The sequence below is a fragment of the Rhodococcus sp. LB1 genome, assembly GCF_001583455.1.
Classification (GTDB): Bacteria; Actinomycetota; Actinomycetes; order Mycobacteriales; family Mycobacteriaceae; genus Rhodococcus_F; species Rhodococcus_F opacus.
Genome location: NZ_LTCZ01000245.1, coordinates 1 through 24416 on the forward strand (window position 1 = coordinate 1; position 24416 = coordinate 24416).

Here is a 24416-nt window from a genome sequence, read left to right on the forward strand (position 1 = left end):
GCCGCACCGGATCCTCCGGGATCCCGGTGCGGCTGCGCAGGTGTTCGAGGGCTGCTCGCCCGAGCCTGCGGGTGAACCGCTCGAGGTACCCGGCGACGGTGTGCCCAGATGGATGGTCGCCACCCGGCGCTTCGGCGTTCGGGGACAGGATCCGGCTTATACGCCAACTCGTCCGCCTCACCCGTGCGCCAGTCACGGAGGTCTCGACCCTGACTGGCGAGTAACAAACAGACCGGTTAGCATCTTTCCCGCAACGGCCCGACTGACCCGAATCGGGGTCGATGCCGGGGCCCGTCGCCCACGTCCGTGGGCGACGGGGCCCCTCTATCGGAGGTAGTAGATGTAACTCGTGATAGCGGTAACATCTGTCCATGGACTTGCCCCACGACATCGCCGGCTCCGGCCCCACTCTGATACTCGTGCACGGGGTGGTGCATCGCCGGCAGGCCTGGAACGCCCTGCTCGACCAGTTGACGCCCTATCGCCGGGTGGTCACCGTCGACCTGCCGGGACATGGAGAATCGGCGGCGCTCGAAGACGGCCCGGACATGATGGATCAACTCCTCGAGGAACTGAGCGGGTTCGTCCGCTCGGTGACGCCGCCCGGCGAACGGCCGCACGTCGCCGGAAACTCGCTCGGAGGCTGGCTGTCCCTCGCGCTGGCGGCCCGGGGCGAGGTCGCCTCGGCCACGGCGCTCTCACCGGCCGGCTTCTTCGTCAACCGGGCCGATCAGGCCCGCACCATCTACACGTTCCGGGCGCTGCGCGGATTCGCCCGGGCGTTGGGTCCGAATGCTCCGAAGGCTTTGCGATACAAGGCTGTCCGCTACCCCTCGCTTGCCGCCTTCTTCGCGCGGCCCAGCCGGGTGCCGTACGAGGATGCCGTGATCGACGCGCACTCGCTCACCACCAACGCTCTGGTCGACAAGGGGATGACGGCCTCGTTCGATCTCCCGCCGGTCGTCGACGCGACGGTTCCGGTCACCGTGGCGTGGGGGCGACGCGACCTGATTCTGCCGGTGTATCAGGCACGGCGGGTGCGCCGATTCTTCCCGCAGGCGCGGATACTGGTCCTGCCCGGCATAGGGCACGTCCCGATGACCGACGACCCGAATCTGATCAGCACGATTCTGCTCGGCGGCAGCTCGGCGACTTCCAGCGACTCCCGGAACTGACCTCGGCCCTACCGCGCTTCGGCGACGACGACGGCGCCGAAACCGAAGAGGACCGTTCCGATGATCCGATCCAGGACCCGTCGCACCGACGGCTTCTCCAGCGTGGTGCGCGCACGGGTCAGCAGAAGGCTGTACGCGCCCAGCCAGACGATCCCGAGGAGCCCGTGAACGAGCACGAGCAACGCCAGGGTCGGGGCGGTCGGCCACCCGGGCGGAACGAGCTGGGGGAGCAGGCCGGTGTAGAACACCGCGATCTTCGGGTTCAGGAGGTTGGTCAGGAACCCGGCCCGCCAACTCGACCCCGGCGACGGAACCTGCGCCGCTACGGTCGCGGCGGTGCGTTGTCGCGACCGGCTGCGCCAGAGGGTGGAGAGGCCCAGATACACCAGGTACATCCCGCCGACGATCTTCACGACGGTGTACGCCTCCGCGGAGGCGGCGAGCACCGCGCCGAGCCCGACGACGGTCAGCGCGCCCCACACCATCAACCCGGTGACCACACCGAACGTCGTCCGCAGCGCGGCGCCGCGTCCTCCGGACAGGCCGGCGCGCGTCACCACCGCCATGTCCGGGCCCGGAATGACGGTCAAGAGCCCGAGCACCGCGAACGCGGTCACCACGACACCGATCATCGGCCCAGTATGTCGGGCGCGCTCAGGGCAGTGAAATCCAGACTTGTGACTTGCCGAGCACGGTGTGTCCGTCGAACGTCACGGTCAGGTCGATCCTCGCGGTGCCCGCGGCCTCGTCGACCTGTGCGGCCTTCGCGACGACCTCGACGACCGCGCCGTCGTCCGGGGCGACGATCACCGGCTTGGTGAAGCGGGCGCGGTATCCGGTGACCCGTGCCGGGTCGCCGAGCCAGTCGACGACGCACTGCGTCGCCAGTCCCAGCGTCAGCATTCCGTGCGCGAGCACACCGGGCAGGCCCACGGCGTCCGCGACGTCGTCCCGGTAGTGAATGGAGTTGAAATCGCCGGACGCCCCGGCATAGCGAACCAGGGATTCCCGGGTCACGTGATATCGGGCCTTGGCGACGGTGTCGCCGAGCATGATTCGCCCCGGCGACGTCATTCCTCCCCCCTGACGAAGAGGGTCGACGTCATGGTGCTCACGTGATCGCCTGCGGCGTCGAGGATCTCGATGTCGGCGACGAGCAGCGTGTGCGGACCGCGTGACGTCACGTTCGTGACGGTGAGCACGGCGGAGAGTTCGTCGCCCGCGACGACCGGGCGGATGGACGTGGCGTGTTCGGTACTGTGCACCAGATTGACCGGCTCGATTCCCGACGTCGGATCGGCAACGAGCTGCGCCAATGCGCGTTCCTGCACGATGACGGGAAACGTGGGTGGGGCAACGAGATCGGCGTGACCGGCGGCGCGGGCGCTGCCGACGTCGAACGACGTCGGGTTGGTGGCAAAGACGGCGCGGGCGAATTCCCTGATCTTCTCGCGGCCGACGAGGTAGGGCTCGGTCGGCGGATAGACACGACCCTCGATCGCTGGATTCACTGCCATCAGGTCAGCCTAGAGACGTGCAGTCCCCGGAGCAGGGCGAAGCGTCCGGAGAATCGTCACGAATGTGTCGCGGACGTGCCTGCCCGCTCACGACGAAGCCCCCGCCGGACAGGTCCGGCGGGGGCTTCGAAGTATCGACTGATCGATAGCCGTCAGACGGGATCGACCATCAGCAGTTGGGCCCAGTAGGTGGCGCCTTCGGCACCGAGGTAGGGAAGTAGCTGATCAAAAATGATCGTTGACATGCTCGCTCCATTCTCTGTTCGGGCACTGCGCCGGGAAGGCGAGCCATCGGCACCGCACTGACCGGCGCCGGGGACCGTATCACCGGACAGGACTCCGAGGGTAACAGTCTGAGCGTGATCCACAACCCCACACGTCCCACCGGTGCCACACTGAGGGCATGACTGACGAAGATCATCTCTGGTACTACAACGTCGAGGACGGCACGGTCACGCAGGGGAAGGCGGCATCGTCGATGTCCCGGATGGGCCCGTACCCCGATCGCGCGTCCGCTGAGAAGGCGCTGCAGATCGCCGCGGAGCGGAACAAGGCGGCGGACCGGGCAGACGAGGAGTGGAACAAATAGCGTTGCGGAGAGGGTGCGCGTGAGGTACCGATGAGTCGTTTCGTCGCGCGCGGAATCGATTTCGGCGCCGTGCGTACCGAATTCCACCTGCCGGAGGGATATCCGCCCGCGGCGGTCGCACAGGCGTGGGCGGCGTCCGACCGGTACGCGTCCGAGCGGGAGGACCGCACCGATCTGGCGTTCGTCACCATCGATCCGCCCGATTCCCTGGACCTCGATCAGGCGTTGCACCTCGACCGGACACGCGACGGATTCGTCCTGCACTACGCGATCGCGGACGTCGGCGCCGTCGTGGAGCCCGGTGGAGTGCTCGACGTGGAAACCCGCAAACGCGGGCAGACGTTCTACCTCCCCGACGGCAAGGTGCCGCTGCACCCCAAGGAACTCTCGGAGGGATCCGCGAGTCTCCTCCCCGACGAGGACCGCCCGGCGGTGGTGTGGCGGATCGAACTCGACGAGTCGGCCAGACCCTTGTCCTGCACGGTGTCCCGTGCGACGGTGCGTTCCGTGGCACGGCTGGACTACGCCGGTGTGCAAGCCGATTCGGAGGCGGGACGACTGCATCCGTCCATCGCGTCGCTTCCGGAGTTCGGCCGGCTCCGCACGGCGGCGGCGGTGGCGCGCGGAGCGATCGAACTCCGGCTCCCCGAGCAGGAAGTGGTGCCGGACGGCGACGGCTGGCGCGTCGACCTCGCGCCCCGCACCGAGGCCGACGACTGGAACGCCGAAGTCTCGCTCCTCACCGGAATGTGCGCCGCGGCCATGATGCTCGATGCGAAGGTCGGGCTGCTCCGCACCTTGCCGCCCGCCGGACCGGACGCGGTCGAGGCGCTGCGACGCACGGCGTCGGCATTGGGGATCGACTGGCCGGAGAGCGTCGGCGTCGGTGAACTCCTGGCGCGGCTCGACCCGAATTCGGCGTCGACGCTGGTGCTGATGACCGAGGCGCCGTCGCTGCTGCGGGGCGCCGACTACGCGGCGTTCGACGGCGCCCTGCCCGAATTGACCACGCACGCCGCCATCGGCGCCCCGTACGCCCACGTGACCGCGCCGCTGCGCCGGCTCTCGGACCGGTACTCCACGGAGGTGTGCCTCGCCGTCACCGCCGGAACGCCGGTGCCGTCCTGGGCGCGGGACGCCCTGGGCTCGATGCCCGAGATCATGGTCGGCTCGGATTCCCTCGCGAGCAAGATCGACCGCGCCTGCATCGACCTCACCGAAGCGACCGTGCTCGCCGACCGGGTGGGCGAGACATTCGACGCGACCGTGCTGCGGTCACGGAACGGCAAGCGCACCGCGGACGTGTTCGTCCCGTCCGTGTCCGTGATGGCGAAATGCGTGGGCGACCCCGCCGAGGGCGAACAGGTGAAAATCAGGCTCGTCTCCGCCGACGTCGCGAAGCGGACCGTCGAGTTCGGTTACCCCGCATAGCGCGTCAGTCGCGGAACCGGTCCGTTGCCTCGACGAGGTGATGCACGATGCCCGGCTCCATCGCCGAGTGTCCCGCGTCGTCGACGATCTCGAGTCGCGAACCCGGCCAGGCCCGGTGCAGCGCCCACGCGCTGGTCGCCGGGCACACCACGTCGTAGCGTCCCTGCACGATCACGCCCGGAATGCCGTCCAGTGCGGCGGCGTCCCGGAGAAGCTGACCCTCGTCCAGGAACCCGCGGTTGTGGAAGTAGTGGTTCTCGATGCGGGCGAAGGCCAGCGCGAACCTCGGCTGGGACGTCTCCACCACTCGTTCCGGTTTGGGGAGCAGCGAACTCGTCGCGCCCTCCCACGTGGACCACGCGACCGCGGCCCGCGTCGCGACGTCGGGATCGTCGGATTGCAGCAGCCGGTGGTAGGCCTCGACGAGGTCGCCGCCCCGCTCCGACTCCGGCACCGGCGCCAGGAACTCCTCCCACAGTTCGGGGAACAGATGTCCGGCACCGCCGTTGTAGTACCAGTCGATCTCGGTGCGACGCAGCAGGAAGATGCCACGCAACACCAGCTCGGTGACCCGGTCGGGATGCTTCTGGGCGTAGGCGAGAGCCAACGTGGAGCCCCACGACCCGCCGAAGACCTGCCACCGGTTGATATCGAGATGGCTGCGCAGCAACTCCACATCGCCGAGGAGACGGTGGGTGGTGTTGACCGACAGATCGGCCCCGTCGGCGACGTGGGGTGTGGAGCGTCCGCATCCGCGCTGGTCGAGCAGCACGATCCGGTACACCTGCGGGTCGAAGAACTGGCGTTGCGCGGGATCGGTGCCGCCCCCGGGCCCGCCGTGGAGGAACACGACCGGCTTCCCGTCGGGGTTGCCGCTCTGCTCCCAGTACATCTGCTGACCGTCGCCGACGTCGAGATGCCCGAACTGGTACGGCTCGAGCGGCGGGTACAGGGCGCGCAGCTGGGTCACGTCGGCCTCAGAACCCGATCAGGCCGGACGCCAGGTCGGGGATCACCAGCGCGGTCACCGCTTCCTGCCGGACGCCGGGGCAGGCCGCCGTCGTGATGACGTCGATCCGGCCCCGGTCCTGCAGGAAGTCGAGCGCGTTGAGGTTGTTCTTCGCGATCCACGTGCCGACCAGACCGTTCAAGCCGGTCTTGCCGATGGTCGGGGTGTAGGTGCGCCAACTCTGCAACTGACCTTCGAGGTCGGTGCACAGCTGGGCGGCCTGCGCCTCGGTGACGCCACCCGCCACCAGGGCGGTGCCGGGAACCGCCGTGGTGGCCGGTGCCGGGGGCGCGGTGGAGCCGGGCGCGGGTGCGGGGGGCGGTCCGGCACACCCCGTGACGACCGCCGCGGCCGCCACCGCCGCGGCCGCCATCACGGCCAGGCGGTGACGACGTCCGGTGCCCTGCACGCGTCGCTGTCCCATGAACATCCCCCTCGAGTGTGTGCCGGCCCGGTGAGTCGAGGACGACCTAGAAGCTGTGCTCTTCCGCCGGGAACGTTCCGGCGCGTACCTCGGTCGCGTATGCGGCGGCCGCGTTACGCAACTCGTCACCGACGTTACCGAAGCGCTTGACGAATTTCGCCGTCTTGCCGCTGGTGTAGCCGGCCATGTCCTGCCACACGAGGACTTGGGCGTCACACTCGACGCCCGCTCCGATGCCCACGGTGGGGATGGTGAGCTTGCGGGTGACCTGGCCTGCGATCTCGGCGGGCACCATCTCCATGACGACGGAGAACGCGCCGGCCTCCTGCACGGCGATCGCGTCGGCGACCAACTGTTCGGCGGCGTCGCCGCGGCCCTGTACGCGGAAACCGCCGAGCGAGTTCACGCTCTGCGGGGTGAACCCGACGTGGGCCATGACGGGGATGCCTGCCGCGGTGATGGCGGCGATCTGCGGCGCGACGCGCTCGCCGCCCTCGAGCTTGACCGCGTGGGCGAGCCCTTCCTTCATGAACCGGGTCGCGGACGCGAGGGCCTGCTCCGGGGAGCTCTCGTAGCTGCCGAACGGGAGGTCCGCCACCACGAGAGCGTGCGGCGCACCGCGGACGACGCCGCGAACGAGGGGGAGAAGTTCGTCGATCGTGACCGGGACGGTGGTCTCGTATCCGTAGACGACGTTGGCGGCCGAGTCGCCGACGAGGAGAACGGGAATCCCGGCTTCCTCGAAGATGCGGGCGCTGGAGTAGTCGTAGGCGGTGAGCATCGCCCAGCGTTCGCCCTCGGCCTTCATGGCCTGCAGGTGGTGGGTTCGGGTCTTACGCTTGGGAACGTCGTGCGATGGTGCTGATCCGTAGAGCCGATCTTCTGACGTGCTCGCGGACGACTTGCTATCGGACATCGTTGTCCCTTTCTGGCCTCGAGGCCCTTGACGGGTCCCCGGGTGCGGGTGATGACGCCTACAGTCTGCCACCGGCCCGCGGGGGAGCGAAGGGCTCGCGCGGGTGCAATAGGTCACACCCACCGTCTGTCCTCTGACCTGCGGGAAGGCCTGCCGGCGCAGAACCCCTGGCACGATCGTCCTATGTCGAAGAGTGCTCGGGTACCGGCCGCGTTCGCGGGGTGCATCGCCGTCGTCCTTGTCGTCGCAGGCTGTGCGGGAGGCGGACGGGACGCCGGTGTGGCGGTCGCCGAACCGTCGGCGGACGCGGCGGCTCCGGCCGGACCGATCCCCGCCGGGCTCGAGGAGTTCTACACGCAGCAGGTGCAGTGGGGGTCGTGCGAGGGCTACAGCACGGACGGGTCTCCGCTCGGCGACACTCTCGACTGCGCGAAGGTGACCGTGCCGAACGACTACGCGAACCCCGGCGGCGCCACCGCACAGATCGCCGTCTCCCGGTCGAAGGCGACCGGCGACAAGGTCGGATCGCTGCTCGTGAACCCCGGTGGCCCGGGGGCGTCGGGTATCGGGCTGGCGTCCGTGGCCGACGGCACCGACATCGCGGAGCGGTTCGACGTCATCGGTTTCGATCCGCGCGGCGTCGGCGCGTCCACGCCGCAGGTGACCTGCCTGACCCCGCCGGAGGTGGACGCGCGGCGCAAGGACGACGACGTCGACATGAGTCCCGCCGGAATCGCGCAGACGGAGGCCGAGAACCGTGAGTACGCGGACAAGTGCGCGGAGCGGACCGGCGTCGACGTCCTCGCGCACGTCGGAACGTACGACGTGGTGCGCGACATGGACGTCATCCGTTCGGTGCTCGGTGACGAGAAGCTCAACTACCTCGGCTACTCGTACGGAACCCGGCTCGGCTCGACGTACGCGGAGACCTTCCCGGGAAACGTGCGCGCGATGGTCCTCGACGGTGCCCTCGATCCGGAGCAGGACCCGACGGAGGAAGTGATCCTGCAGGCGGCCGGATTCCAGTCCGCGTTCGACGCGTTCGCCGCGGAATGCATGCAGCAACCGGACTGCCCGCTCGGCACCGACCCGGCACAGGCGAACGAGAGGTTCCGGGCGCTCGTCGACCCGCTGATCGCCAAGCCGGCCGCGACCACCGACCCGCGCGGACTCAGCTACACCGATGCGATCACCGGCGTCCAGCAGGCCCTGTACTCGCCGAATCTGTGGGGCCCGCTCCGCGGAGGCCTGGAGAGCCTGCAGACGGGGACGGGCGATTCGCTGCTGATGCTGGCCGATCTCTACGAGGGGCGCGCCGACGACGGCACGTACTCCAACCTCAACGACGCCTTCAATTCCATCCGCTGCATGGACGATCCGCCCGTCACCGACCGCGCGGCCGTCGGGGAGGCGGACGTGCGGTACCGCCAGGCGGCGCCGTTCCTCGACGACGGTCGCGGCACCGGCAGCGCGCCGCTGGACGTCTGCGCGTTCTGGGCCGCGCCGAACACGGGCTCGCCGCACACCGTGTCGGCGCCCGGGATCCCACCGGTCGTCGTCGTGTCGACGACCGAGGACCCGGCGACGCCGTACCAGGCGGGCGTGGATCTGGCGAAGCAGATGAACGGCTCGCTCGTCACGTACCGGGGCACTCAGCACACCGTCGTTCTCGACGGCGAGGGGTGCGTCGACGACGCCGTCTCGGACTATCTCGTCGACCTCACGGCGCCGCCCGCGGACCTGACGTGCTGACCCACGCATGTGACGGGGTCGTCCGAGGTGCCCGCACGCTGGCACGATGTGGAATCCGGCATAGTCGAATCAACGAAGTAACACAGATTTAACGAACTTTGCTTACTCTCGCGGACATGGATCGCCAAAAGGAATTCGTGCTTCGCACCCTCGAAGAGCGCGACATTCGGTTCGTCCGATTGTGGTTCACGGACGTTCTCGGATACCTGAAATCGGTGGCGATCGCCCCCGCGGAACTGGAAGGCGCCTTCGAGGAAGGCATCGGGTTCGACGGATCCGCGATCGAGGGCTTCTCCCGGGTGTCCGAGGCGGACACGGTCGCGAAGCCGGACGCGTCCACCTTCCAGGTGCTGCCGTGGAGTTCGAGCAAGGGGCACCAGCACTCCGCCCGCATGTTCTGCGACATCGCCATGCCCGACGGTTCCCCCTCCTGGGCGGATTCGCGGCACGTGCTGCGCCGTCAGCTGAACAAGGCGAGCGATCTGGGCTTCAGCTGCTACGTGCACCCCGAGATCGAGTTCTTCCTCCTGGAGAACGGGCCTATCGACGGCACGCCGCCGAAGCCCGCCGACTCCGGCGGCTACTTCGACCAGGCCGTCCACGACTCCGCTCCCAACTTCCGCCGGCACGCGATCGACGCACTCGAGTCGATGGGCATCTCCGTCGAGTTCAGCCACCACGAAGCGGCTCCCGGCCAGCAGGAGATCGACCTGCGGTACGCGGACGCCCTGTCGATGGCCGACAACGTGATGACGTTCCGATACGTCGTCAAGGAGGTCGCGATCGCCGAGGGCGTGCGCGCCACGTTCATGCCGAAGCCGTTCAGCGATCAGGCCGGCTCGGCGATGCACACCCACATGAGCCTGTTCGAGGGCGACACCAACGCCTTCCACAACCCGGACGATCCGATGCAGTTGTCGGAGACCGGTAAGGCGTTCATCGCCGGCATCCTCGAGCACGCCAACGAGATCAGCGCCGTCACCAACCAGTGGGTCAACTCCTACAAGCGTCTGATCCACGGCGGCGAGGCCCCGACGGCGGCGTCCTGGGGCCCGTCCAACCGGTCGGCGCTGGTCCGCGTCCCGATGTACACGCCGAACAAGGCATCCTCGCGGCGCGTCGAGATCCGGAGCCCAGATTCGGCCTGCAACCCGTACCTGACGTTCGCAGTGCTCCTCGCCGCCGGTCTGCGCGGAATCGAGAAGGGCTACGAACTTCCGCCGGAGGCCGAGGACGACGTGTGGGCGTTGACGTCGGCCGAGCGCCGCGCCATGGGCTACCGGGAACTGCCCGGCAACCTCGACGGCGCGCTGCGTGAGATGGAGAAGTCGGAGTTGGTGGCCGAAGCACTCGGCGAGCACGTGTTCGACTTCTTCCTGCGCAACAAGCGTCGCGAGTGGGAGGAGTACCGGAGCCACGTGACGCCGTTCGAACTCAAGACGTATCTGGGGTTGTGAGCAAGAGCATGGTGAAGCCTCCGGCAGCGCGTTCTGCCGTTCCCGGTCCGGGTCGTCTGGGTCTCGTCGAGCCGACCGCTCCGTCCGAACTCCGCGATCTGGGCTGGGTCGGTGAAGACAGCATCGAACTGCTCTGGTCGTTGTCGCGGGCCGCGAACGCCGACCTCGCCCTCCGCACCCTGGTGCGCCTGAAGGACGGGCTCGGTGAGGGCTGGGCCGAACTCGATGCGGCGCTCCGCACCGACAAGGGCCTCCGTGGCCGACTGTTCGGGCTGTTCGGCGCGTCCAGCGCGTTCGGCGACCACCTGGCCGCGGATCCTGCGTCCTGGAAGATCCTGGCCGGCGACGTCCGCCTCCCGTCGAAGGACGAGGCGACCGCCACGATGATGGCCGCGGTCGGGGCCGAACCCGAGGACGGCGCCCACCCGGACGCAAAACTGTACCGGGCGAAGGTGACCGGACCCGATGCCATCGCGGCGCTGCGCAAGGCGTACCGCGACGAGCTGATGCTGCTCGCCGCCGTGGACCTCGCGGCGACTGTCGAGAACGAACCGGTACTTCCGTACCAGACTGTCGGACATCAGCTGTCCGATCTGGCGGACGCCGCGCTGAACGCCGCCCTCGCGGTGGCCGTCGCAGCCGTGTGCCCGGACGCGCCGTGCCCCGTGCGGCTGGCCGTCATCGCCATGGGCAAGTGCGGCGCCCGCGAACTCAATTACGTCAGCGACGTGGACGTGGTCTTCGTCGCCGAACCCGCCGACGCGATCGCCAGCCGGATCGCGGGCGAGATGATGCGCATCGGGTCCTCGGCCTTCTTCGACGTGGACGCCGCGCTGCGGCCGGAGGGCAAGCGCGGGGAACTCGTCCGCACCCTCGAATCGCATGTCGCGTACTACAAGCGCTGGGCCAAGACCTGGGAATTCCAGGCGCTGCTCAAGGCCCGCCCGATGATCGGCGACGTCGCGCTCGGACAGCAGTACGTCGACGCCCTCAGCCCGATGGTGTGGACCGCGTCGGAGCGCGAGGACTTCGTTCCCGAGGTGCAGGCGATGCGCCGCCGGGTGGAGGAGATGGTTCCGCCGGAACTCCGCGAACGCGAACTGAAACTGGGCCGCGGCAGTCTGCGCGACGTCGAGTTCGCCGTCCAGCTCCTGCAACTCGTGCACGGCCGAGCGGACGAGGCGCTGCACGTCCAGAGCACCATCGACGCGCTGACCGCCCTCGCCGCCCGCGGCTACGTGGGCCGCGACGACGCAGCGAATCTCGCTGCGTCCTACGAATTCCTGCGGTTGCTCGAGCACCGGCTGCAGTTGCAGAAGCTGCGGCGCACACACACCCTCCCGCCCGCCGACGACGAGGAAGCACTGCGCTGGCTGGCTCGCGCGGCGCACATGCGGCCCGACGGCAGCAAGGACGCACTCGGCGTTCTCAACGCGGAGATCAAGCGCAACTCGCACCGCGTGCGACGGCTGCACGCCAAGCTGTTCTACCGGCCGCTGCTCGAATCGGTGGCGCGCATCGACAAGGAGGCGCTGCGGCTGAGCCCGGACGCGGCCATCCGCCAGCTGGCGGCGCTGGGCTACACCGCCCCGGAGAACGCGCTCGGGCACCTCACCGCACTCACCAGCGGCGCGTCCCGCAAGGGCCGCATCCAGGCGCTGCTGCTGCCGACGCTGCTCGAATCGCTCGCCGACACACCAGATCCCGATGCGGGTCTGCTCGCGTACCGGCGCCTGTCGGACGCGATGACCGATCAGACCTGGTTCCTCCGCCTGCTGCGTGACGAGGCCTCGGTCGCCGAGCGGCTGATGACGGTACTCGGATCCTCGGCCTACGTTCCCGACCTGCTGATCAAGGCGCCGGACGTGGTGCGCCTGTTCGCGGATTCACCGGCCGGACCGCGACTGCTGGAGTCGAAGCCGGAGGACGTCGCGCGCGGCATCCTGACGGCCTCGGCGCGCCACGACGACCCGGCCCGCGCGATCGCGGCGGCGCGCTCCCTGCGCCGCTACGAGCTGGCCCGTATCGCATCCGCGGACATCCTCGGCATGCTCGACGTGCCGGGCGTGTGCAAGGCGCTGTCGTCCGTGTGGGCGGCCGTGCTCAATGCCGCCCTGGCGGCCGTGACCAAGGCGAGCGAGAAGGAACTCGGCACCCCCGCTCCCGCGACCTTCACGGTGATCGGCATGGGCCGGCTCGGTGGCGGTGAGCTCGGCTACGGTTCCGACGCGGACGTTCTGTTCGTGTGCGAGCCGCGCGAGGGGATCGACGAGACGGTCGCCGTCAAGTGGGCCAACAGCATCGGCGACAAGGTGCGGGCTCTGCTCGGCGCGCCCAGCACCGATCCGCCGCTGGAGGTCGACACCGGCCTGCGCCCGGAGGGTCGCAGCGGCCCGATGGTGCGCACGCTGGCGTCCTACGAGGCCTACTACGCGCAGTGGGCGCAGGCCTGGGAGATCCAGGCACTGCTGCGCGCGCATCACGTCGCGGGCGACGCCGATCTGGGGCTGCGCTTCCTGCACATGATCGACAAGACCCGCTACCCGGAGGGCGGGGTGTCGGAGCAGGCGGTCCGCGAGATCCGGCGCATCAAGGCGCGCGTCGACTCCGAGCGACTGCCGCGCGGCGCCGACCCCGCGACGCACACCAAGCTCGGGCGCGGCGGTCTAGCCGACATCGAATGGACCGTGCAGCTGATCCAGCTCCGGCACGCCCACGAGATCGAGTCGCTGCACAACACGTCGACACTCGAGACACTCGACGCGATCGGCGCGGCCGAGTTGCTCAGCGAGTCCGACGTCGATCTGCTGCGTGACGCGTGGATCACGGCGACGAAGGCGCGCAACTGCCTCGTGCTCGTTCGCGGCAAGGCCACCGACCAGCTGCCCGGTTCGGGCCGGGTGCTGTCCGCGGTCGCGCAGATCGCCGGCTGGGGTGGCGGCGATGCGGGCGAGTTCCTCGACAACTACCTGCGGGTGACCCGGCGGGCCAAGGCTGTGGTGGAGAGAGTCTTCGGGGAGTGATCGCCACCTGGGGGGTGCGGGCGCTGATGGCGCTCGGGTGGCTCGCGGTGCTCGTCGGCGTGTTCGGCGTCGTGCTGAGGTTCCTCGACGTCCAGAACCAGCGTCTGCTCGTGCTGGCGTCCGCGGCGCCGTACCTGATGGCGGCCGCCGCGGTCGGGGTGCTGCTGCTGGGAATCACCCGGCACTGGATCGGTTTCGGGGTCGCGCTGGCCGTGGCCGCGGTGGCCACACTGTCGCAGGGCCCGCTGTACGTGGCGAACAGTTCGGTGACGGCGTCCGGGCCGGAACTGACGGTGATGCAGGCCAACATCTGGCTCGGCAACGCGGACGCCGACTCCCTCGTCCGGCAGATCCGGGACCGCGACGTGGACGTGCTCACCACCAACGAACTCACACCGGAGGCCGTCGACCGGTTGGTGGCCGCGGGAATCGAATCGACGCTGCCGTTCTCGTTCCTCATGCCCGGCAGTGGCGGCGAGGGAACCGGGATCTGGAGCCGGTACCCGCTGACCGACAAGGTCCACCACTCGGAATTCGTCCTGTCCGCGCTGTCGGCCCGGGTGGAACTCCCGGACGGTGCGAGCACGGCTCTGTACGCGTTCCACCCGGTTCCGCCGTGGCCGTCGGATCCGTCGCTGTGGTCGCGCGAGATGGACCGCATCACAGTCATTCTCGACGCCGTCCCCGCCGACTCGGGACCGGTGATCGTCAGCGGCGACTTCAACTCCACCCGCGACCACGTGAAGTACCGCAACCTCGTGACCGGACGCTACCGCGACGCCGCGGACCAGGTGGGTGCCGGAATCCAGAACACGTATCCCGCCGACCGGCAGCCGTTCCCGCCGATGATCGCGATCGACCACATCGTCACGAGCGGAGCGCAGGCGGAGTCCGTGGAATCGGTTGCCCTGACGGGTTCGGATCATCGAGGCCTCATCGCGAAGATCGCCCTCGGCAGCTGAGCGTCACGGGAGCGTGACGAATCCCTTCTCCACCAGCCAGTCCCGGGCCACGTCCGCCGGTTCCTCGCCCTCGACGTCGACCCGCCGGTTCAGTTCGGTGATCTCCTCGTTGGTCAGCGCCGCGGAGATCGGGGCCATCACGTCCGCCACCTGCGGATGTGCCTCGGCGAAATCCTTGCGCATGGTGATCGCCGGGTTGTACTTCGGGAAGAACTGGCGATCGTCCTCCAGCAGCACCAGATCGAGCGCGATGATGCGGCCGTCCGTCGTGAACACCTCGCCGAACTTGCACTGCGTCCCGTCCGCGGTGGCCTGATAGATGATGCCGGTCTGCAGGATCTGGCGATTCGCGCGGGCGGGGTCGAAGCCGTACTTGGCGGCCATACCCGGGAACCCGTCCTGCCGGACGTTGAATTCGGTTTCGACGCAGGTCGTCGCCGCGGCGGGGTCGCGGTTGACCAGATCCGCGTACTCCGACAGGGTGGTGATCCCGGTTTCCTCGGCGGTCTGCCTGCTCATCGCGAGTGCGTACGTGTTGTTCATCGGGGCCGGATCCACCCACACCATGCCGTTGCTTTCGAGGTCCTCGTCGCGGACCGCCTCGAACTGCGCGGTCGGGTCGGGAATCGGAATCTCGTTGCCGAGGTAGTTGATCCACCCGGTCCCGGTGTACTCGTAGGTGACGTCGATCTGCCCGTCCAGCTGGGCGTCCCGCGTGCTGTTGGACCCCTGGATGTTGGTGAGGTCGCGCACCTCCGCGCCGGCGGCGCTGAGCGCGAACTCGATGATGTACCCGAGGGTGACCTGCTCGGTGAAGTCCTTGGAACCGACGGTGATCTTGACGTCCTCGAGTTCGGGGACGGGCTGGATGCTGCCCGGTTCCACCGACAGCGGCAGGGCGCCACCGGATTCGAGGCCGCAGGACACTGCGAGGACACCGCACAGTGTCACCGCCGTCGCGGCGATCGCCTTCCGGAGGTGGTTCATCAGCGCAGCCCCTTCGGGCCGAGGAACTCCTCGGCCAGGGCGCCGCACCAGTCGACGAGCAGCGCGAGCGCGACCGCGAGCACGGCTCCCACCACCAGGGTCACGTTGTCGCGCAACTTGTATCCGGTGTCGATGAGGATTCCCAGACCGCCGGCGCTGACGAGGAAACTGAGTGTCGCGGTGCCCACGGCGAGCACGAGCGACGTGCGCAGTCCCGCGAGGATGTACGGGACGGCGAGCGGGAACTCGACCTTCCGCAGGACGAGACCGGCGGTCATGCCCTGTCCGCGCCCGGCGTCGATGACGGCGGGATCGACCTCCTGCAGACCCAGGATCGTGTTCCGGAGAACGGGCAGGAGAGAGTAGAACGCGATGGGGAGCACCCCGATCCAGAATCCGGTGGTCCCCGTCGCGAGGAAGAGCAGCACCAGCAGTCCGATGGCCGGCGCGGCCTGTCCGATGTTGGCGATTCCGAGGAAGATCGGTGCCAGCTTGGTGAACCCGGGCCGCGTCAGGAGGATCCCCAGCGGAACCGCGATGACGACGACGATCGCGACCACCGCGACCGTGATCAGCACGTGCTGCCACGTCAGGGTCGCGATGTTGGCGGCGTTGAGACTGCCCTTCTGCGTGGCGGTGAGTTCGCGGTTGAAGGCCCAGGCGAGCACACCCGCCACCAGGATCACGACGATGATCGGCTGGACCAGCAAGCGGGCCCGCTCCGACCGCCGGGCGGCAGGTGCGGTGGGCTTCGTGGCGACGGCCGCCGTCATGACGGTGTCCCGCCCTCGCTCGCCCCGTTCTGCTTCGGCTCGCTGTCCTCGTCGTCGTGCGCGTGTTCCTCACGCATCGCGGACAGGTGCGTCACCAGTGTGTCGATGGTGATCAGGCCGCGGTACTCGCCCCGCCGGCCGGTGACGATCGTCGACGCACTGCTCTCCGCCAGGAGCGCTTCGAGGGCGTCCTGCAGCGTCGACTGGGTGGACACCACCTCTTCGATCGGGTCGCCGATGTCGCGCAGCGAGGTTGCGTTGGCCAGATGCCGCAACGACACCCAGTGGGTCGGTCGGTCCCGCGCGTCCAGGAGGACGCCCCACTTGATCTTGCGGGGTGCGATCGCCGCCCGCAGATCGTCCACCGAGCCGTCCTCGTACGCGGTGGGGCAGTCGAGGAGTTCGACCTCCGCTACCCGGGTGAGCGTCAGCTGCTTCAGCGCCGCGTCCGCGCCGATGAACCCGGCCACCATGTCGTTGGCGGGATGGGCGAGGATCGCATCCGGAGTGTCGTACTGCATGATGTGCGACTGGTTGCCCAGGACCGCGATCCGATCGCCCAGCTTGACCGCCTCGTTGAAATCGTGCGTCACGAAGACGATCGTCTTGCCGAGATCGGACTGCAGTCGCATCAACTCGTCCTGCAGCAGTCCGCGCGTGATCGGGTCGACCGCGCCGAACGGCTCGTCCATGAGCAGGACCGGGGGATCGGCGGCCAGCGCCCGCGCCACCCCGACCCGCTGCTGCTGACCGCCCGACAACTGCCGGGGGTAGCGCTCGCGGTAGAGGTCGGGTTCGAGTCCGACGAGGTCGAGCATCTCGTCGGTGCGGTCGGCGATCTTCTTCTTGTCCCAGCCGATCAGACCGGGGACCGTGCCGACGTTCTTGGCGATCGTGAGATGCGGGAACAGTCCGGCCTGCTGGATCGAGTAGCCGATGCCGCGCCGCAACTTGTCCGGGTCGATGGACAGGGCGTCCTTCCCGCCGATCGTGATCTTCCCCGACGTCGGTTCGATGAGCCGGTTGATCATGCGCATGGTGGTGGTCTTGCCGCAGCCGGACGGGCCGACGAGAACCACGATCTCCCCGGCGGGGATGCGCATCGACACGTTGTCGACGGCCGCCTTCTCCTGGCCCGGGTAACTCTTGACGACGTCTTCGAGGACGATGTCCACGCCCGAGACGGTGCTTCCGTTGGTGTGCGGTGTATCGAGGTCAGTCACGGATCCCCCTGGAGGTGGTGAGTCGGCCGATGACGGCGAGGACGCCGTCGAGTACGAGGGCGAGGATCACGATGAGAACGGTCCCCGTGAGGGCCTGCGGTATCGCGGTCGGGCTGCCGACGCGGGACAGTCCCGAGAAGATGAGGTTGCCGAGCCCGGGACCCTTCGCGTAGGCGGCGATCGCGAGGATGCCCATCAGCATCTGCGTGCTCACCCGCATGCCCGTCAGAATCGACGGCCAGGCGAGCGGGAGTTCGATCCTGCTCAGCACCGTCGTGCGGCTCATCCCCACGCCCCGGGCGGCGTCGGTGACCGCGGGGTCGACGGAGGCGAGTCCGAGGATGGTGTTCCGGATGATCGGCAGTAGTGCGTACAGCACGAGAGCGGTGACGGTAGGGGCGACACCGAGGCCGAGGATCGGGATCAGCAGGCCGAGCAGAGCGAACGACGGGATGGTGAGGATCGTGCTCGCGAGTGCGGTGGCGATCGAGGAGCCCGCCGGACTGCGGTACACGAGGATACCGATCGCCACCGCGACGATCGTGGCGATCACCACCGACTGCACGACTGCGCTGACGTGCAGGAACGAGTCGGTGACCAGTTGCTGCTTGCGGGCGGAGACGAAGTCCCACAGTTGCTGCATGTCCAACCGTGAACACCTTTCTCCCGATGTGAAACAGACCTCGGTCCTTCACAGTGCTACGTACCCGAACATCGCGCAGGTGAATCGGAAAGTCTGTTACGTGGTCGGGATCATGAACAGAAGGGTGCACACGGCGATCGAAATCCCGAACAGCGCGATCATCACGGCGTAACCGAGGTTCCGCCGGCGGGGGGAGATCGCCGGGTCCATCCACCACCCGAACACCTTGAACGCCGCCGGTACCGCCCACCAGCCGAGGATCTGGGTGGTGACCAGGTTCGCGAGAAACAGGGCGACGGCGATCGGAACACCGTGCGCCTCGATGAACGGTGCACTGACGAAATGGCCCCAGATCACCACCAGCGGATACAGCACCAGCAGAGCCAGGAGATTGCTCCGGGCGACGGGCACCGGGGGCGGCTCGTCACCGCCCGCGCCACGGAACCAGAAGTCGAAACCATAGCTCGCTTTGCGGATTCGGAGATTCTTGTTGAACCTCTCGCCCTCCTTCAGGAGGGCTGCCCGCTCGGGTGAATCCATCCACGACGCCAGGTTGTCCTCGGTGTCGAAGCTCAGCACGATCGTCCAGTCCTCGGTGATCCCCTGCACCGGCCTCTCGACCTTGTGCCCCCGGAAACCCCGGAACCCCGCCTCCGCGGCGGAGATCTTCCGCTGCCAGTCCATGAACGCCGACTCGTCCTCGGGGTCCACGTGACAGGAGATGACCACCGACGTCGCCGACTGCTCCCGGGTCTGCTCGCCGGTGAGCAGGTGGACGTCCTCGTTGCCGATGAAGGCGTGCTTGATCTCCGCCACGAGTTCCGTCCGGAGGTCGCTGTCGAGCCACGCTCGGGCGTCCTCGATGGTGGCGAACCGCAGCACGTCCACCCAGTCGTCCTGCACAGGCGGCGACGGCGGCACGATGTCCTGATCGATGAAACCCGGAACCGTCGCGAGGGCCTCCGCCGCTCGCTTCTGCCACCGTGCGTAGTCGGCGTAACTCGCGTCGTCGATCCGGCGTTGGAAGATCACCGACACCGGGGACGCGGCAGGGCTGCGCGGGTGTGAATGCGGCACGTGAGGTCACCTCCGTTCTGGTCGTGGTGCGGGCTGGGCGGAGGGGGAACCCTGGGACCGCCGGGTGGACGTGGTGAGGAGCAGCAGGATCCCGGCACCCGCGCCCAGAGTCAGGTACAGCCAGCCCAGCGGTGCCTGGCTGTTCTCCGGCAGCACTCCGGCGACGGCCATCGCCGCACTGACGACGAGATAGCAGGCCGCCGTGACGACACCGCCGATCAGTCCGAGATTGCGGGTGAACAGTCCGAGGGCCAGCCCGTACATCTGCGGGCACAGCACTCCGCATCCGGCGAGCGCGAGGCAGGCGCCGATCGTGATGGCCGGTACGGTCACGACGGACAGCCCGGCCGTGACGGTGAGAACGAGCGCGCCCGACACGAACACCCACCATGCGCCGAACGCGAGCCGGCGTGTGCCGACCCGGACAGCGAGCGCGCTGCAGGCGAGTTCGCCGAGGAGGTTGGCGCCGCCCACGACGAGCGCCACCGCACCGTAGGCGGCCGGGGAGAAGCCCAGAATCTGCTGGTAGAGGAAGGGTGCGACGACACCGAACACCATCTGAGCCGACGCCATCAGTCCGAACACGAGCACGAACCCTACGAAGATGCGGTGGCGCAGAGCCGCACCCAGCACCCGCGCCGCGGCGCCGACGTCGACCGGTGCCCGCAGTTCCGGCGGAAGCGTCTCCGGTAGTCCCGCGACGACGAGGGGAACCGCGAGGGCCGCCAGAAGCGCGATCAGCCCGAACACCAGACGCCACGAGATGAACTGCACCAGTACCCCACCCACAGCGGGTGCGAGAACGGGTGCCAGCCCCCACGCGGCCCCGAGGAGACCGGACACGGACGTGAGCCGGGCGCCGCGGTAGCAGTCGGCCGCGATCGCGTAGGCGAGGACGAGGCACGCGCACCCACCGATACCCTGCACGAATCTCAGACCGAGCAGGAGTGTGATGTTCTGCACGAGTGCGCATCCCACGCTGGTGACGACGAGGATCGCCAGGCAGGTCAGCAGAGTTCGTTTGCGGCCCAGCGCATCCGCGATCAGGCCGACCGGAATGAACGCCAGACTCATGCCCAGCATGTAGGCCGTCACCGTGTTCTGCACCACGGCCGCGGACGCGTCCAGATCGAGCACCATCTGCGGCAACGCCGGGGTGTAGATGTCGAGCGGGATCTGGCTGAGCGGAATCACCAGCAGCAGAATGACGACGACACGGCGCGGAACCGGCACGCCAGACGGCGTCGTGGGCACTGACATCCCGCACCACCTGCTTCTCGACCCGAGGGGGCTGGAGAACGGAGCAAGTATCCCGAAAGGCGTCGACCGCACGCTCCGCAACGGTCCGTGTGGTCGGTTCCCTGGATCATACGACGCAGCCCGCGGCGCTCGGGCGGGTTCCGGACCGTGCGGTTGGGGGAGTGACAGACGAAACGACGGGGGCCGGCGTCCGTCGTAGGCTGAATCTCCCATGAATGGACAGGAGGCTCAGGTGGCCGAGACGGCGCTGACCGAGACGACGGTGGCCGAGGTGATGGCCGAGCTGGCCGAGCTCGAGGACCCGAGGGCACGCGAGGTGAACGAGAAGCACGGCGACGATCACGGTGTGAACCTCGGCAAGCTGCGTGCGCTCGCGAAGAGGCTGAAGACGCAGCAGGAACTGGCGTGCCGGCTCTGGGAGACGGGTGACACCGCGGCGCGACTGCTGGCGATCCTGATCTGCCGCCCGAGGGCGTTCGAGCGTGACGAGTTGGACCTCATGGTGCGCGAGGCGCGCGCACCCAAGGTGCACGACTGGCTCGTGAACTACGTGGTGAAGAAGAACCCGCACTCCGAGGAGCTGCGCCTGGCGTGGTCCGCCGACCCGGATCCGGCGGTCGCGAGCGCCGGCTGGGCACTGACCACCGAACGCGTCGCGAAGAAGCCGGAGTGCCTCGACCTCGCGGGACTGCTCGATGTCATCGAGGCGGAGATGAAAGATGCCCCGGATCGACTGCAGTGGGCGATGAACCACTGCCTGGCTCAGATCGGGATCGAGCACGCGGAGCACCGCGCTCGCGCACTCGACATCGGTGAGCGCCTGGAGGTGCTGAAGGACTACCCGACGTCCCCGGGCTGCACGTCTCCGTTCGCGCCCGTCTGGATCACCGAGATGGTGCGCCGACAGAGCGACAAGTAGAAGGTTCGACCCGACCGACCGCGGCGGCCATCTGTGGCCGGACGCAGAAGAGCCCACCCGCGCCATCGCGGCGCGGGTGGGCTCGACCGAAGCTACTGCGTACCGGGGCGCTCTACCGAACGCCCCGACGCAGGTCAGCGGCTGCGGACGACTTACACGTCGTAGTACAGCTGGAACTCGTAGGGGTGCGGACGCAGGTTGACCGGAGCGATTTCCTGCTCACGCTTGAGCGAGATCCACGTCTCGATCAGGTCGGACGTGAACACGCCACCCTCGGTGAGGTAGTCGTGATCTGCCTCGAGGCGATCGATGACGGCCGACAGGCTGGTGGGAGCCTGCGGGATGTTGCGGGCCTCCTCCGGCGGGAGCTCGTAGAGGTCCTTGTCGACGGGAGCCTGCGGCTCGATCTTGTTCTTGATGCCGTCCAGGCCGGCCATCATCTGCGCCGCGAAGTTCAGGTAGGGGTTACCCGAGGAGTCGGGGGCGCGGAACTCGAGGCGCTTGGCCTTCGGGTTGTTGCCGGTGATCGGGATACGCACGGCCGCCGAGCGGTTGCGCTGGCTGTACACGAGGTTGATGGGGGCTTCGTAGCCCGGCACCAGACGGTGGTACGAGTTGATCGTCGGGTTGGTGAACGCCAGCAGCGACGGTGCGTGGTGCAGGATGCCGCCGATGTAGTGACGCGCCATGTCGGACAGACCTGCGTAGCCGGCCTCGTCGTGGAACAGCGGCTTGCCGTCCTTCCACAGCGACTGGTGGACGTGCATGCCCGAGCCGTTGTCGCCGAACAGCGGCTTCGGCATGAAGGTGGCCGACTTGCCGTGCTGCCAGGCGGTGTTCTTCACGATGTACTTGAACAGCTGCAGGTCGTCTGCGGCCGCGAGCAGCGTGTTGAACTTGTAGTTGATCTCCTGCTGGCCGCCGGTGCCCACCTCGTGGTGGCCGCGCTCGAGCTCGAAGCCCGCGTTCTGCAGGTTGGTGGAGATCTCGTCGCGCAGGTCGACGTAGTGGTCGTACGGAGCGACGGGGAAGTATCCACCCTTGGGGCGGACCTTGTAGCCCAGGTTGGGGCTGCCGTCGGCGTTCACGTCGTTGCCGGTGTTCCAGGAACCCGAGATGGAGTCGAGCTCGTAGAACGCGCCGTTGATGCCGGAGTCGTAGCGGACCGAGTCGAAGATGTAGAACTCGGCCTCGGCGCCGAAGAAGGCGGTGTCGGCGATGCCGGTCGACTTCAGGTACTCCTCGGCCTTGCGCGCGACGTTACGCGGGTCGCGGCTGTAGGACTCACGCGTGAAGGGGTCGTGCACGAAGAAGTTGATGTTCAGCGTCTTGGCCGCGCGGAAGGGGTCGATCTGGGCGGTGGCGACGTCGGGAAGGAGCATCATGTCCGACTCGTGGATCGACTGGAAGCCGCGGACGGACGAACCGTCGAACGCGAGGCCGTCCTCGAAGACGTCCTGGTTGAACGCGGACGCCGGGATCGAGAAGTGCTGCTGCACGCCCGGCAGGTCGCTGAACCGGATGTCGACATATTCGACGTTCTCGTCCTTGATGAACTTGATGACCTCTTCGGCCGTGGTGAACGCCACGCTTGTGCTCCTTAAGTCGCTTCAGCCAAGTGGATATTGGCGAATTCGTCGAGCCAGACGGTAAGGACTTGGTGTTGCCCGCTGGTCAACCTTTTGTTTCGCCCGTGTTACGCGTCGAATCTTCCTGGGCTTTTGCACCGGCTGTGACTGCGCACACAGCCCAAAGCTCCGGTGTGAGGTCCTCGGAGAGGCGACGCCTATCCTGGACAGCATGGCACGTATCACCGGTTCCTGGCTTTCCGGACCTTCGGCTGCACTGCCGAACGGCGCGGACGAGACGAAGCAGTCCTTCCGGGGCGAGCGCCTCGGCCTGCAGGCGGAAGGTCCCGGTTCACTCGCGAGCACGGGACGCCGTCTCGCTGCTCTGATGATCGACTGGGTGTCGTCGGCCGGCGTCGCGGCACTGATCATCGGTGACAACTTCTTCGAGGGTCCGTTCTCGACCTTCACTCTGCTCGTCTGGTTCGTCGTCGGTGTCGCCACGGTGTCGCTGTTCTCCTTCACTCCGGGGCAGCTGTTCCTCGGCATGCAGGTGGCGCGGGTGGACGGACCCGCCCGGGTCGGCTTCGTCCGGGCCCTGGTGCGTCAGACGCTGCTCGTGTTCGTCGTGCCCGGGACCATCACGGACATCGACGGTCGCGGCATGCAGGACCGGGCCACCGGCACCGCGCTGATTCGCACACGCTGACCCCGCAGAACGTCTTCCGCCCGATGTCGGATCGACATCGGGCGGAGTAGTGGGGCGACAGGCTTCTAGCGACGACGGATGGTGCGCTGCACGCCGCGCATCTTCGCGCCGCCGGGCATCGGACCCTTGGGCAGTGCGGCGCCGCCACCGCGGCTGCTGAGCGCGGCGAGCCGCGACTCGATGGCGTCCATCCGCTTGGTGTCGATGTTCTTCGGGAGCTTGTTCAGGTGCTTCTGCAGCTGCGACAGCGGGACCTGGCCCTCGTCGTTGCCGATGACGATGTCGTAGATCGGGGTGTCGCCGACGAGGCGCGCCGTCTTCTTCTTCTCCTGGGCCAGGAGCGACTTCACGCGTTGCGGCGATCCCTCGGCGACGAGGATGACGCCGGGTCGTCCGATCACGCGGTGAACGGCGTCCAGCTGCGTGGTGCCCGCGACCGCGCTGGTCACGCGCCAGGAGCCCTGCATGTTGTCGAGCGCCCAGGCGGCCGCGCCTGCCTGGCCCTCGGCCTTGCCGTACACCGTCTTCTGGACGCGCCGGCCGAAGATGATGAAGGCCCCGAGCACGCCGAGGAGGAGACCGATCGGGAGGAGGAACCACTGGAGGCCCCAGATCAGACCGACGAGGAAGAACACCACCGCGAGTCCGATGAGCGTGCCGAGCATGAGCGGCAACAGCAGCTTGTCTTCCTTGCGCTGCATCTGGAACGCCTGCCAGAGCTGAGTTCTGCGTTCCTTCGACGCCTGCCTGCGGGCTGCCTTGGCGGCTGCCTTTGCTTCTTTACTGGGTTTGCCCGCTTTACCGGATTTACTGCCGTTCGCCATGCTCTTCAGGATACGTCCCTGGCCGTGCGCGGTGATGACCCGTCCGGTGTCGACCACCGCGCACGCGTGGAGGTCAGCGGGCGAGCCGCGCCATGAGGGAACTTGCCTCCTGCGACGCATCGCCGCTTTCGGTGAGATGTGCCTGTCCTGCAGGCAATTCGCGGCCGTGGTGGGCCAT

Annotated in this window: 24 protein-coding genes and 1 pseudogene; 9 read left to right on the top strand and 16 right to left on the bottom strand. The window is 68.1% G+C overall.

The annotated features are described in order from the left end of the window. A partial coding sequence (locus AZG88_RS54295) for a hypothetical protein (RefSeq protein WP_231914228.1) occupies nucleotides 1-196 on the bottom strand: 196 nt, incomplete at its 3' end. 175 nt (nucleotides 197-371) lie between these two features. Between AZG88_RS54295 and AZG88_RS27775 the strand changes: the two genes are divergently transcribed. After that, complete coding sequence (locus tag AZG88_RS27775; protein ID WP_025432902.1) at nucleotides 372-1175, top strand: alpha/beta fold hydrolase; 804 nt, start codon at nucleotides 372-374, stop codon at nucleotides 1173-1175. An 8-nt stretch (nucleotides 1176-1183) separates the two neighbouring features. Here the strand turns inward: AZG88_RS27775 and AZG88_RS27780 are convergent, their stop codons facing one another. From AZG88_RS27780 to AZG88_RS27790, 3 genes are read right to left on the bottom strand one after another with little or no spacing between them, the layout of a single operon-like run. Next, the gene (locus AZG88_RS27780; RefSeq protein WP_061699745.1) at nucleotides 1184-1807 is read right to left on the bottom strand and encodes a LysE family translocator; all 624 of its coding nucleotides are present in this window, start codon (nucleotides 1805-1807) and stop codon (nucleotides 1184-1186) included. Nucleotides 1808-1829: 22 nt separating this feature from the next. Further along, on the bottom strand, nucleotides 1830-2249 hold the full coding sequence (locus AZG88_RS27785) for a MaoC/PaaZ C-terminal domain-containing protein (RefSeq protein ID WP_061699746.1): 420 nt from the start codon (nucleotides 2247-2249) through the stop codon (nucleotides 1830-1832). After that, nucleotides 2246-2692: an FAS1-like dehydratase domain-containing protein gene (locus AZG88_RS27790; protein ID WP_005254263.1), complete on the bottom strand. Its 447-nt coding sequence runs from the start codon at nucleotides 2690-2692 to the stop codon at nucleotides 2246-2248. The genes AZG88_RS27785 and AZG88_RS27790 overlap by 4 nt, the downstream gene beginning before the upstream one ends. A gap of 403 nt (nucleotides 2693-3095) precedes the next feature. On the opposite strand from AZG88_RS27790, the gene AZG88_RS27800 reads away from it, so the two are divergent. Both AZG88_RS27800 and AZG88_RS27805 read left to right on the top strand, forming a co-directional pair. After that, nucleotides 3096-3281: a hypothetical protein gene (locus AZG88_RS27800; protein WP_005247785.1), complete on the top strand. Its 186-nt coding sequence runs from the start codon at nucleotides 3096-3098 to the stop codon at nucleotides 3279-3281. A 30-nt stretch (nucleotides 3282-3311) separates the two neighbouring features. Further along, nucleotides 3312-4712: an RNB domain-containing ribonuclease gene (locus AZG88_RS27805; RefSeq protein ID WP_061699747.1), complete on the top strand. Its 1401-nt coding sequence runs from the start codon at nucleotides 3312-3314 to the stop codon at nucleotides 4710-4712. 4 nt (nucleotides 4713-4716) lie between these two features. Here AZG88_RS27805 and pip read toward each other — a convergent pair whose 3' ends face one another. The 3 genes from pip to panB are packed head-to-tail and all read right to left on the bottom strand — an operon-like array spanning nucleotide 4717 to nucleotide 7061. Beyond that, nucleotides 4717-5682: a prolyl aminopeptidase gene (pip, locus tag AZG88_RS27810; protein WP_061699748.1), complete on the bottom strand. Its 966-nt coding sequence runs from the start codon at nucleotides 5680-5682 to the stop codon at nucleotides 4717-4719. A gap of 7 nt (nucleotides 5683-5689) precedes the next feature. Beyond that, nucleotides 5690-6151: a hypothetical protein gene (locus AZG88_RS27815; RefSeq protein WP_061699749.1), complete on the bottom strand. Its 462-nt coding sequence runs from the start codon at nucleotides 6149-6151 to the stop codon at nucleotides 5690-5692. Between the two features lie 40 nt (nucleotides 6152-6191). Beyond that, nucleotides 6192-7061: a 3-methyl-2-oxobutanoate hydroxymethyltransferase gene (gene panB / locus AZG88_RS27820; protein WP_005247779.1), complete on the bottom strand. Its 870-nt coding sequence runs from the start codon at nucleotides 7059-7061 to the stop codon at nucleotides 6192-6194. Nucleotides 7062-7244: 183 nt separating this feature from the next. Between panB and AZG88_RS27825 the strand changes: the two genes are divergently transcribed. The 4 genes from AZG88_RS27825 (at nucleotide 7245) to AZG88_RS27840 (ending at nucleotide 14255) form a co-directional block, all read left to right on the top strand. Next, nucleotides 7245-8813, top strand: a complete 1569-nt coding sequence (locus AZG88_RS27825) for an alpha/beta hydrolase (protein WP_061699750.1) — start codon at nucleotides 7245-7247, stop codon at nucleotides 8811-8813. 116 nt (nucleotides 8814-8929) lie between these two features. Further along, nucleotides 8930-10270, top strand: coding sequence for a type I glutamate--ammonia ligase (glnA, locus tag AZG88_RS27830; RefSeq protein WP_005247775.1), 1341 nt, complete (start codon nucleotides 8930-8932; stop codon nucleotides 10268-10270). A gap of 8 nt (nucleotides 10271-10278) precedes the next feature. Further along, a complete protein-coding gene (locus AZG88_RS27835) occupies nucleotides 10279-13293 on the top strand; it encodes a bifunctional [glutamine synthetase] adenylyltransferase/[glutamine synthetase]-adenylyl-L-tyrosine phosphorylase (RefSeq protein ID WP_005247772.1) in 3015 nt (1004 codons plus the stop codon). Beyond that, nucleotides 13290-14255, top strand: a complete 966-nt coding sequence (locus AZG88_RS27840) for an endonuclease/exonuclease/phosphatase family protein (protein WP_005247770.1) — start codon at nucleotides 13290-13292, stop codon at nucleotides 14253-14255. The genes AZG88_RS27835 and AZG88_RS27840 overlap by 4 nt, the downstream gene beginning before the upstream one ends. Nucleotides 14256-14258: 3 nt before the next feature. On the opposite strand, the gene AZG88_RS27845 is transcribed toward AZG88_RS27840, so the two are convergent. From AZG88_RS27845 to AZG88_RS27870, 6 genes are all read right to left on the bottom strand, one after another. After that, nucleotides 14259-15242 carry a glycine betaine ABC transporter substrate-binding protein gene (locus tag AZG88_RS27845; RefSeq protein ID WP_005247768.1) on the bottom strand — a complete coding sequence of 328 codons (984 nt, stop codon included), beginning with the start codon at nucleotides 15240-15242 and terminating at the stop codon, nucleotides 14259-14261. After that, on the bottom strand, nucleotides 15242-16015 hold the full coding sequence (locus AZG88_RS27850) for an ABC transporter permease (RefSeq protein ID WP_005247766.1): 774 nt from the start codon (nucleotides 16013-16015) through the stop codon (nucleotides 15242-15244). The genes AZG88_RS27845 and AZG88_RS27850 overlap by 1 nt, the downstream gene beginning before the upstream one ends. Continuing rightward, nucleotides 16012-17238 carry an ABC transporter ATP-binding protein gene (locus tag AZG88_RS27855; RefSeq protein WP_005247765.1) on the bottom strand — a complete coding sequence of 409 codons (1227 nt, stop codon included), beginning with the start codon at nucleotides 17236-17238 and terminating at the stop codon, nucleotides 16012-16014. Before AZG88_RS27855 ends, AZG88_RS27850 begins: the two co-directional genes overlap by 4 nt. Then, nucleotides 17231-17881 (bottom strand): ABC transporter permease, encoded by a 651-nt coding sequence (locus AZG88_RS27860; RefSeq protein ID WP_005254252.1) that lies wholly within the window; start codon nucleotides 17879-17881, stop codon nucleotides 17231-17233. Before AZG88_RS27860 ends, AZG88_RS27855 begins: the two co-directional genes overlap by 8 nt. Nucleotides 17882-17977: 96 nt before the next feature. Further along, nucleotides 17978-18958 carry a hypothetical protein gene (locus tag AZG88_RS27865; protein ID WP_061044177.1) on the bottom strand — a complete coding sequence of 327 codons (981 nt, stop codon included), beginning with the start codon at nucleotides 18956-18958 and terminating at the stop codon, nucleotides 17978-17980. Between the two features lie 6 nt (nucleotides 18959-18964). Next, on the bottom strand, nucleotides 18965-20218 hold the full coding sequence (locus AZG88_RS27870; protein ID WP_061699751.1) for a multidrug effflux MFS transporter: 1254 nt from the start codon (nucleotides 20216-20218) through the stop codon (nucleotides 18965-18967). Nucleotides 20219-20450: 232 nt separating this feature from the next. Between AZG88_RS27870 and AZG88_RS27875 the strand changes: the two genes are divergently transcribed. After that, complete coding sequence (locus AZG88_RS27875) at nucleotides 20451-21137, top strand: DNA alkylation repair protein (protein WP_005247757.1); 687 nt, start codon at nucleotides 20451-20453, stop codon at nucleotides 21135-21137. A 152-nt stretch (nucleotides 21138-21289) separates the two neighbouring features. On the opposite strand, the gene glnA (AZG88_RS27880) is transcribed toward AZG88_RS27875, so the two are convergent. Continuing rightward, nucleotides 21290-22726 (bottom strand): type I glutamate--ammonia ligase, encoded by a 1437-nt coding sequence (gene glnA, locus AZG88_RS27880; RefSeq protein ID WP_005247755.1) that lies wholly within the window; start codon nucleotides 22724-22726, stop codon nucleotides 21290-21292. Nucleotides 22727-22937: 211 nt separating this feature from the next. On the opposite strand from glnA (AZG88_RS27880), the gene AZG88_RS27885 reads away from it, so the two are divergent. Next, complete coding sequence (locus AZG88_RS27885) at nucleotides 22938-23414, top strand: RDD family protein (protein ID WP_061044179.1); 477 nt, start codon at nucleotides 22938-22940, stop codon at nucleotides 23412-23414. Between the two features lie 65 nt (nucleotides 23415-23479). On the opposite strand, the gene AZG88_RS27890 is transcribed toward AZG88_RS27885, so the two are convergent. Both AZG88_RS27890 and AZG88_RS54300 read right to left on the bottom strand, forming a co-directional pair. Beyond that, the gene (locus tag AZG88_RS27890) at nucleotides 23480-24238 is read right to left on the bottom strand and encodes a DUF4191 domain-containing protein (protein ID WP_005247752.1); all 759 of its coding nucleotides are present in this window, start codon (nucleotides 24236-24238) and stop codon (nucleotides 23480-23482) included. 73 nt (nucleotides 24239-24311) lie between these two features. Next, nucleotides 24312-24416: pseudogene (locus AZG88_RS54300) on the bottom strand (lipoyl synthase); the annotation flags it as partial.

What these genes read in the sequence shown, in the direction of transcription:
- AZG88_RS27835 (WP_005247772.1), top strand. Translation starts at nt 10,279, where the DNA reads ATGGTGAAGCCTCCGGCAGCGCGTTCTGCCGTTCCCGGTCCGGGTCGT.
- AZG88_RS27870 (WP_061699751.1), bottom strand. Translation starts at nt 20,218, where the DNA reads ATGTCAGTGCCCACGACGCCGTCTGGCGTGCCGGTTCCGCGCCGTGTC.
- AZG88_RS27785 (WP_061699746.1), bottom strand. Translation starts at nt 2,249, where the DNA reads ATGACGTCGCCGGGGCGAATCATGCTCGGCGACACCGTCGCCAAGGCC.
- AZG88_RS27860 (WP_005254252.1), bottom strand. Translation starts at nt 17,881, where the DNA reads ATGCAGCAACTGTGGGACTTCGTCTCCGCCCGCAAGCAGCAACTGGTC.
- AZG88_RS27780 (WP_061699745.1), bottom strand. Translation starts at nt 1,807, where the DNA reads ATGATCGGTGTCGTGGTGACCGCGTTCGCGGTGCTCGGGCTCTTGACC.
- AZG88_RS27815 (WP_061699749.1), bottom strand. Translation starts at nt 6,151, where the DNA reads ATGTTCATGGGACAGCGACGCGTGCAGGGCACCGGACGTCGTCACCGC.
- AZG88_RS27775 (WP_025432902.1), top strand. Translation starts at nt 372, where the DNA reads ATGGACTTGCCCCACGACATCGCCGGCTCCGGCCCCACTCTGATACTC.
- AZG88_RS27790 (WP_005254263.1), bottom strand. Translation starts at nt 2,692, where the DNA reads ATGGCAGTGAATCCAGCGATCGAGGGTCGTGTCTATCCGCCGACCGAG.
- AZG88_RS27800 (WP_005247785.1), top strand. Translation starts at nt 3,096, where the DNA reads ATGACTGACGAAGATCATCTCTGGTACTACAACGTCGAGGACGGCACG.
- AZG88_RS27845 (WP_005247768.1), bottom strand. Translation starts at nt 15,242, where the DNA reads ATGAACCACCTCCGGAAGGCGATCGCCGCGACGGCGGTGACACTGTGC.
- AZG88_RS27885 (WP_061044179.1), top strand. Translation starts at nt 22,938, where the DNA reads ATGGCACGTATCACCGGTTCCTGGCTTTCCGGACCTTCGGCTGCACTG.
- AZG88_RS27890 (WP_005247752.1), bottom strand. Translation starts at nt 24,238, where the DNA reads ATGGCGAACGGCAGTAAATCCGGTAAAGCGGGCAAACCCAGTAAAGAA.
- glnA (WP_005247775.1), top strand. Translation starts at nt 8,930, where the DNA reads ATGGATCGCCAAAAGGAATTCGTGCTTCGCACCCTCGAAGAGCGCGAC.
- panB (WP_005247779.1), bottom strand. Translation starts at nt 7,061, where the DNA reads ATGTCCGATAGCAAGTCGTCCGCGAGCACGTCAGAAGATCGGCTCTAC.
- AZG88_RS27825 (WP_061699750.1), top strand. Translation starts at nt 7,245, where the DNA reads ATGTCGAAGAGTGCTCGGGTACCGGCCGCGTTCGCGGGGTGCATCGCC.
- AZG88_RS27850 (WP_005247766.1), bottom strand. Translation starts at nt 16,015, where the DNA reads ATGACGGCGGCCGTCGCCACGAAGCCCACCGCACCTGCCGCCCGGCGG.
- AZG88_RS27805 (WP_061699747.1), top strand. Translation starts at nt 3,312, where the DNA reads ATGAGTCGTTTCGTCGCGCGCGGAATCGATTTCGGCGCCGTGCGTACC.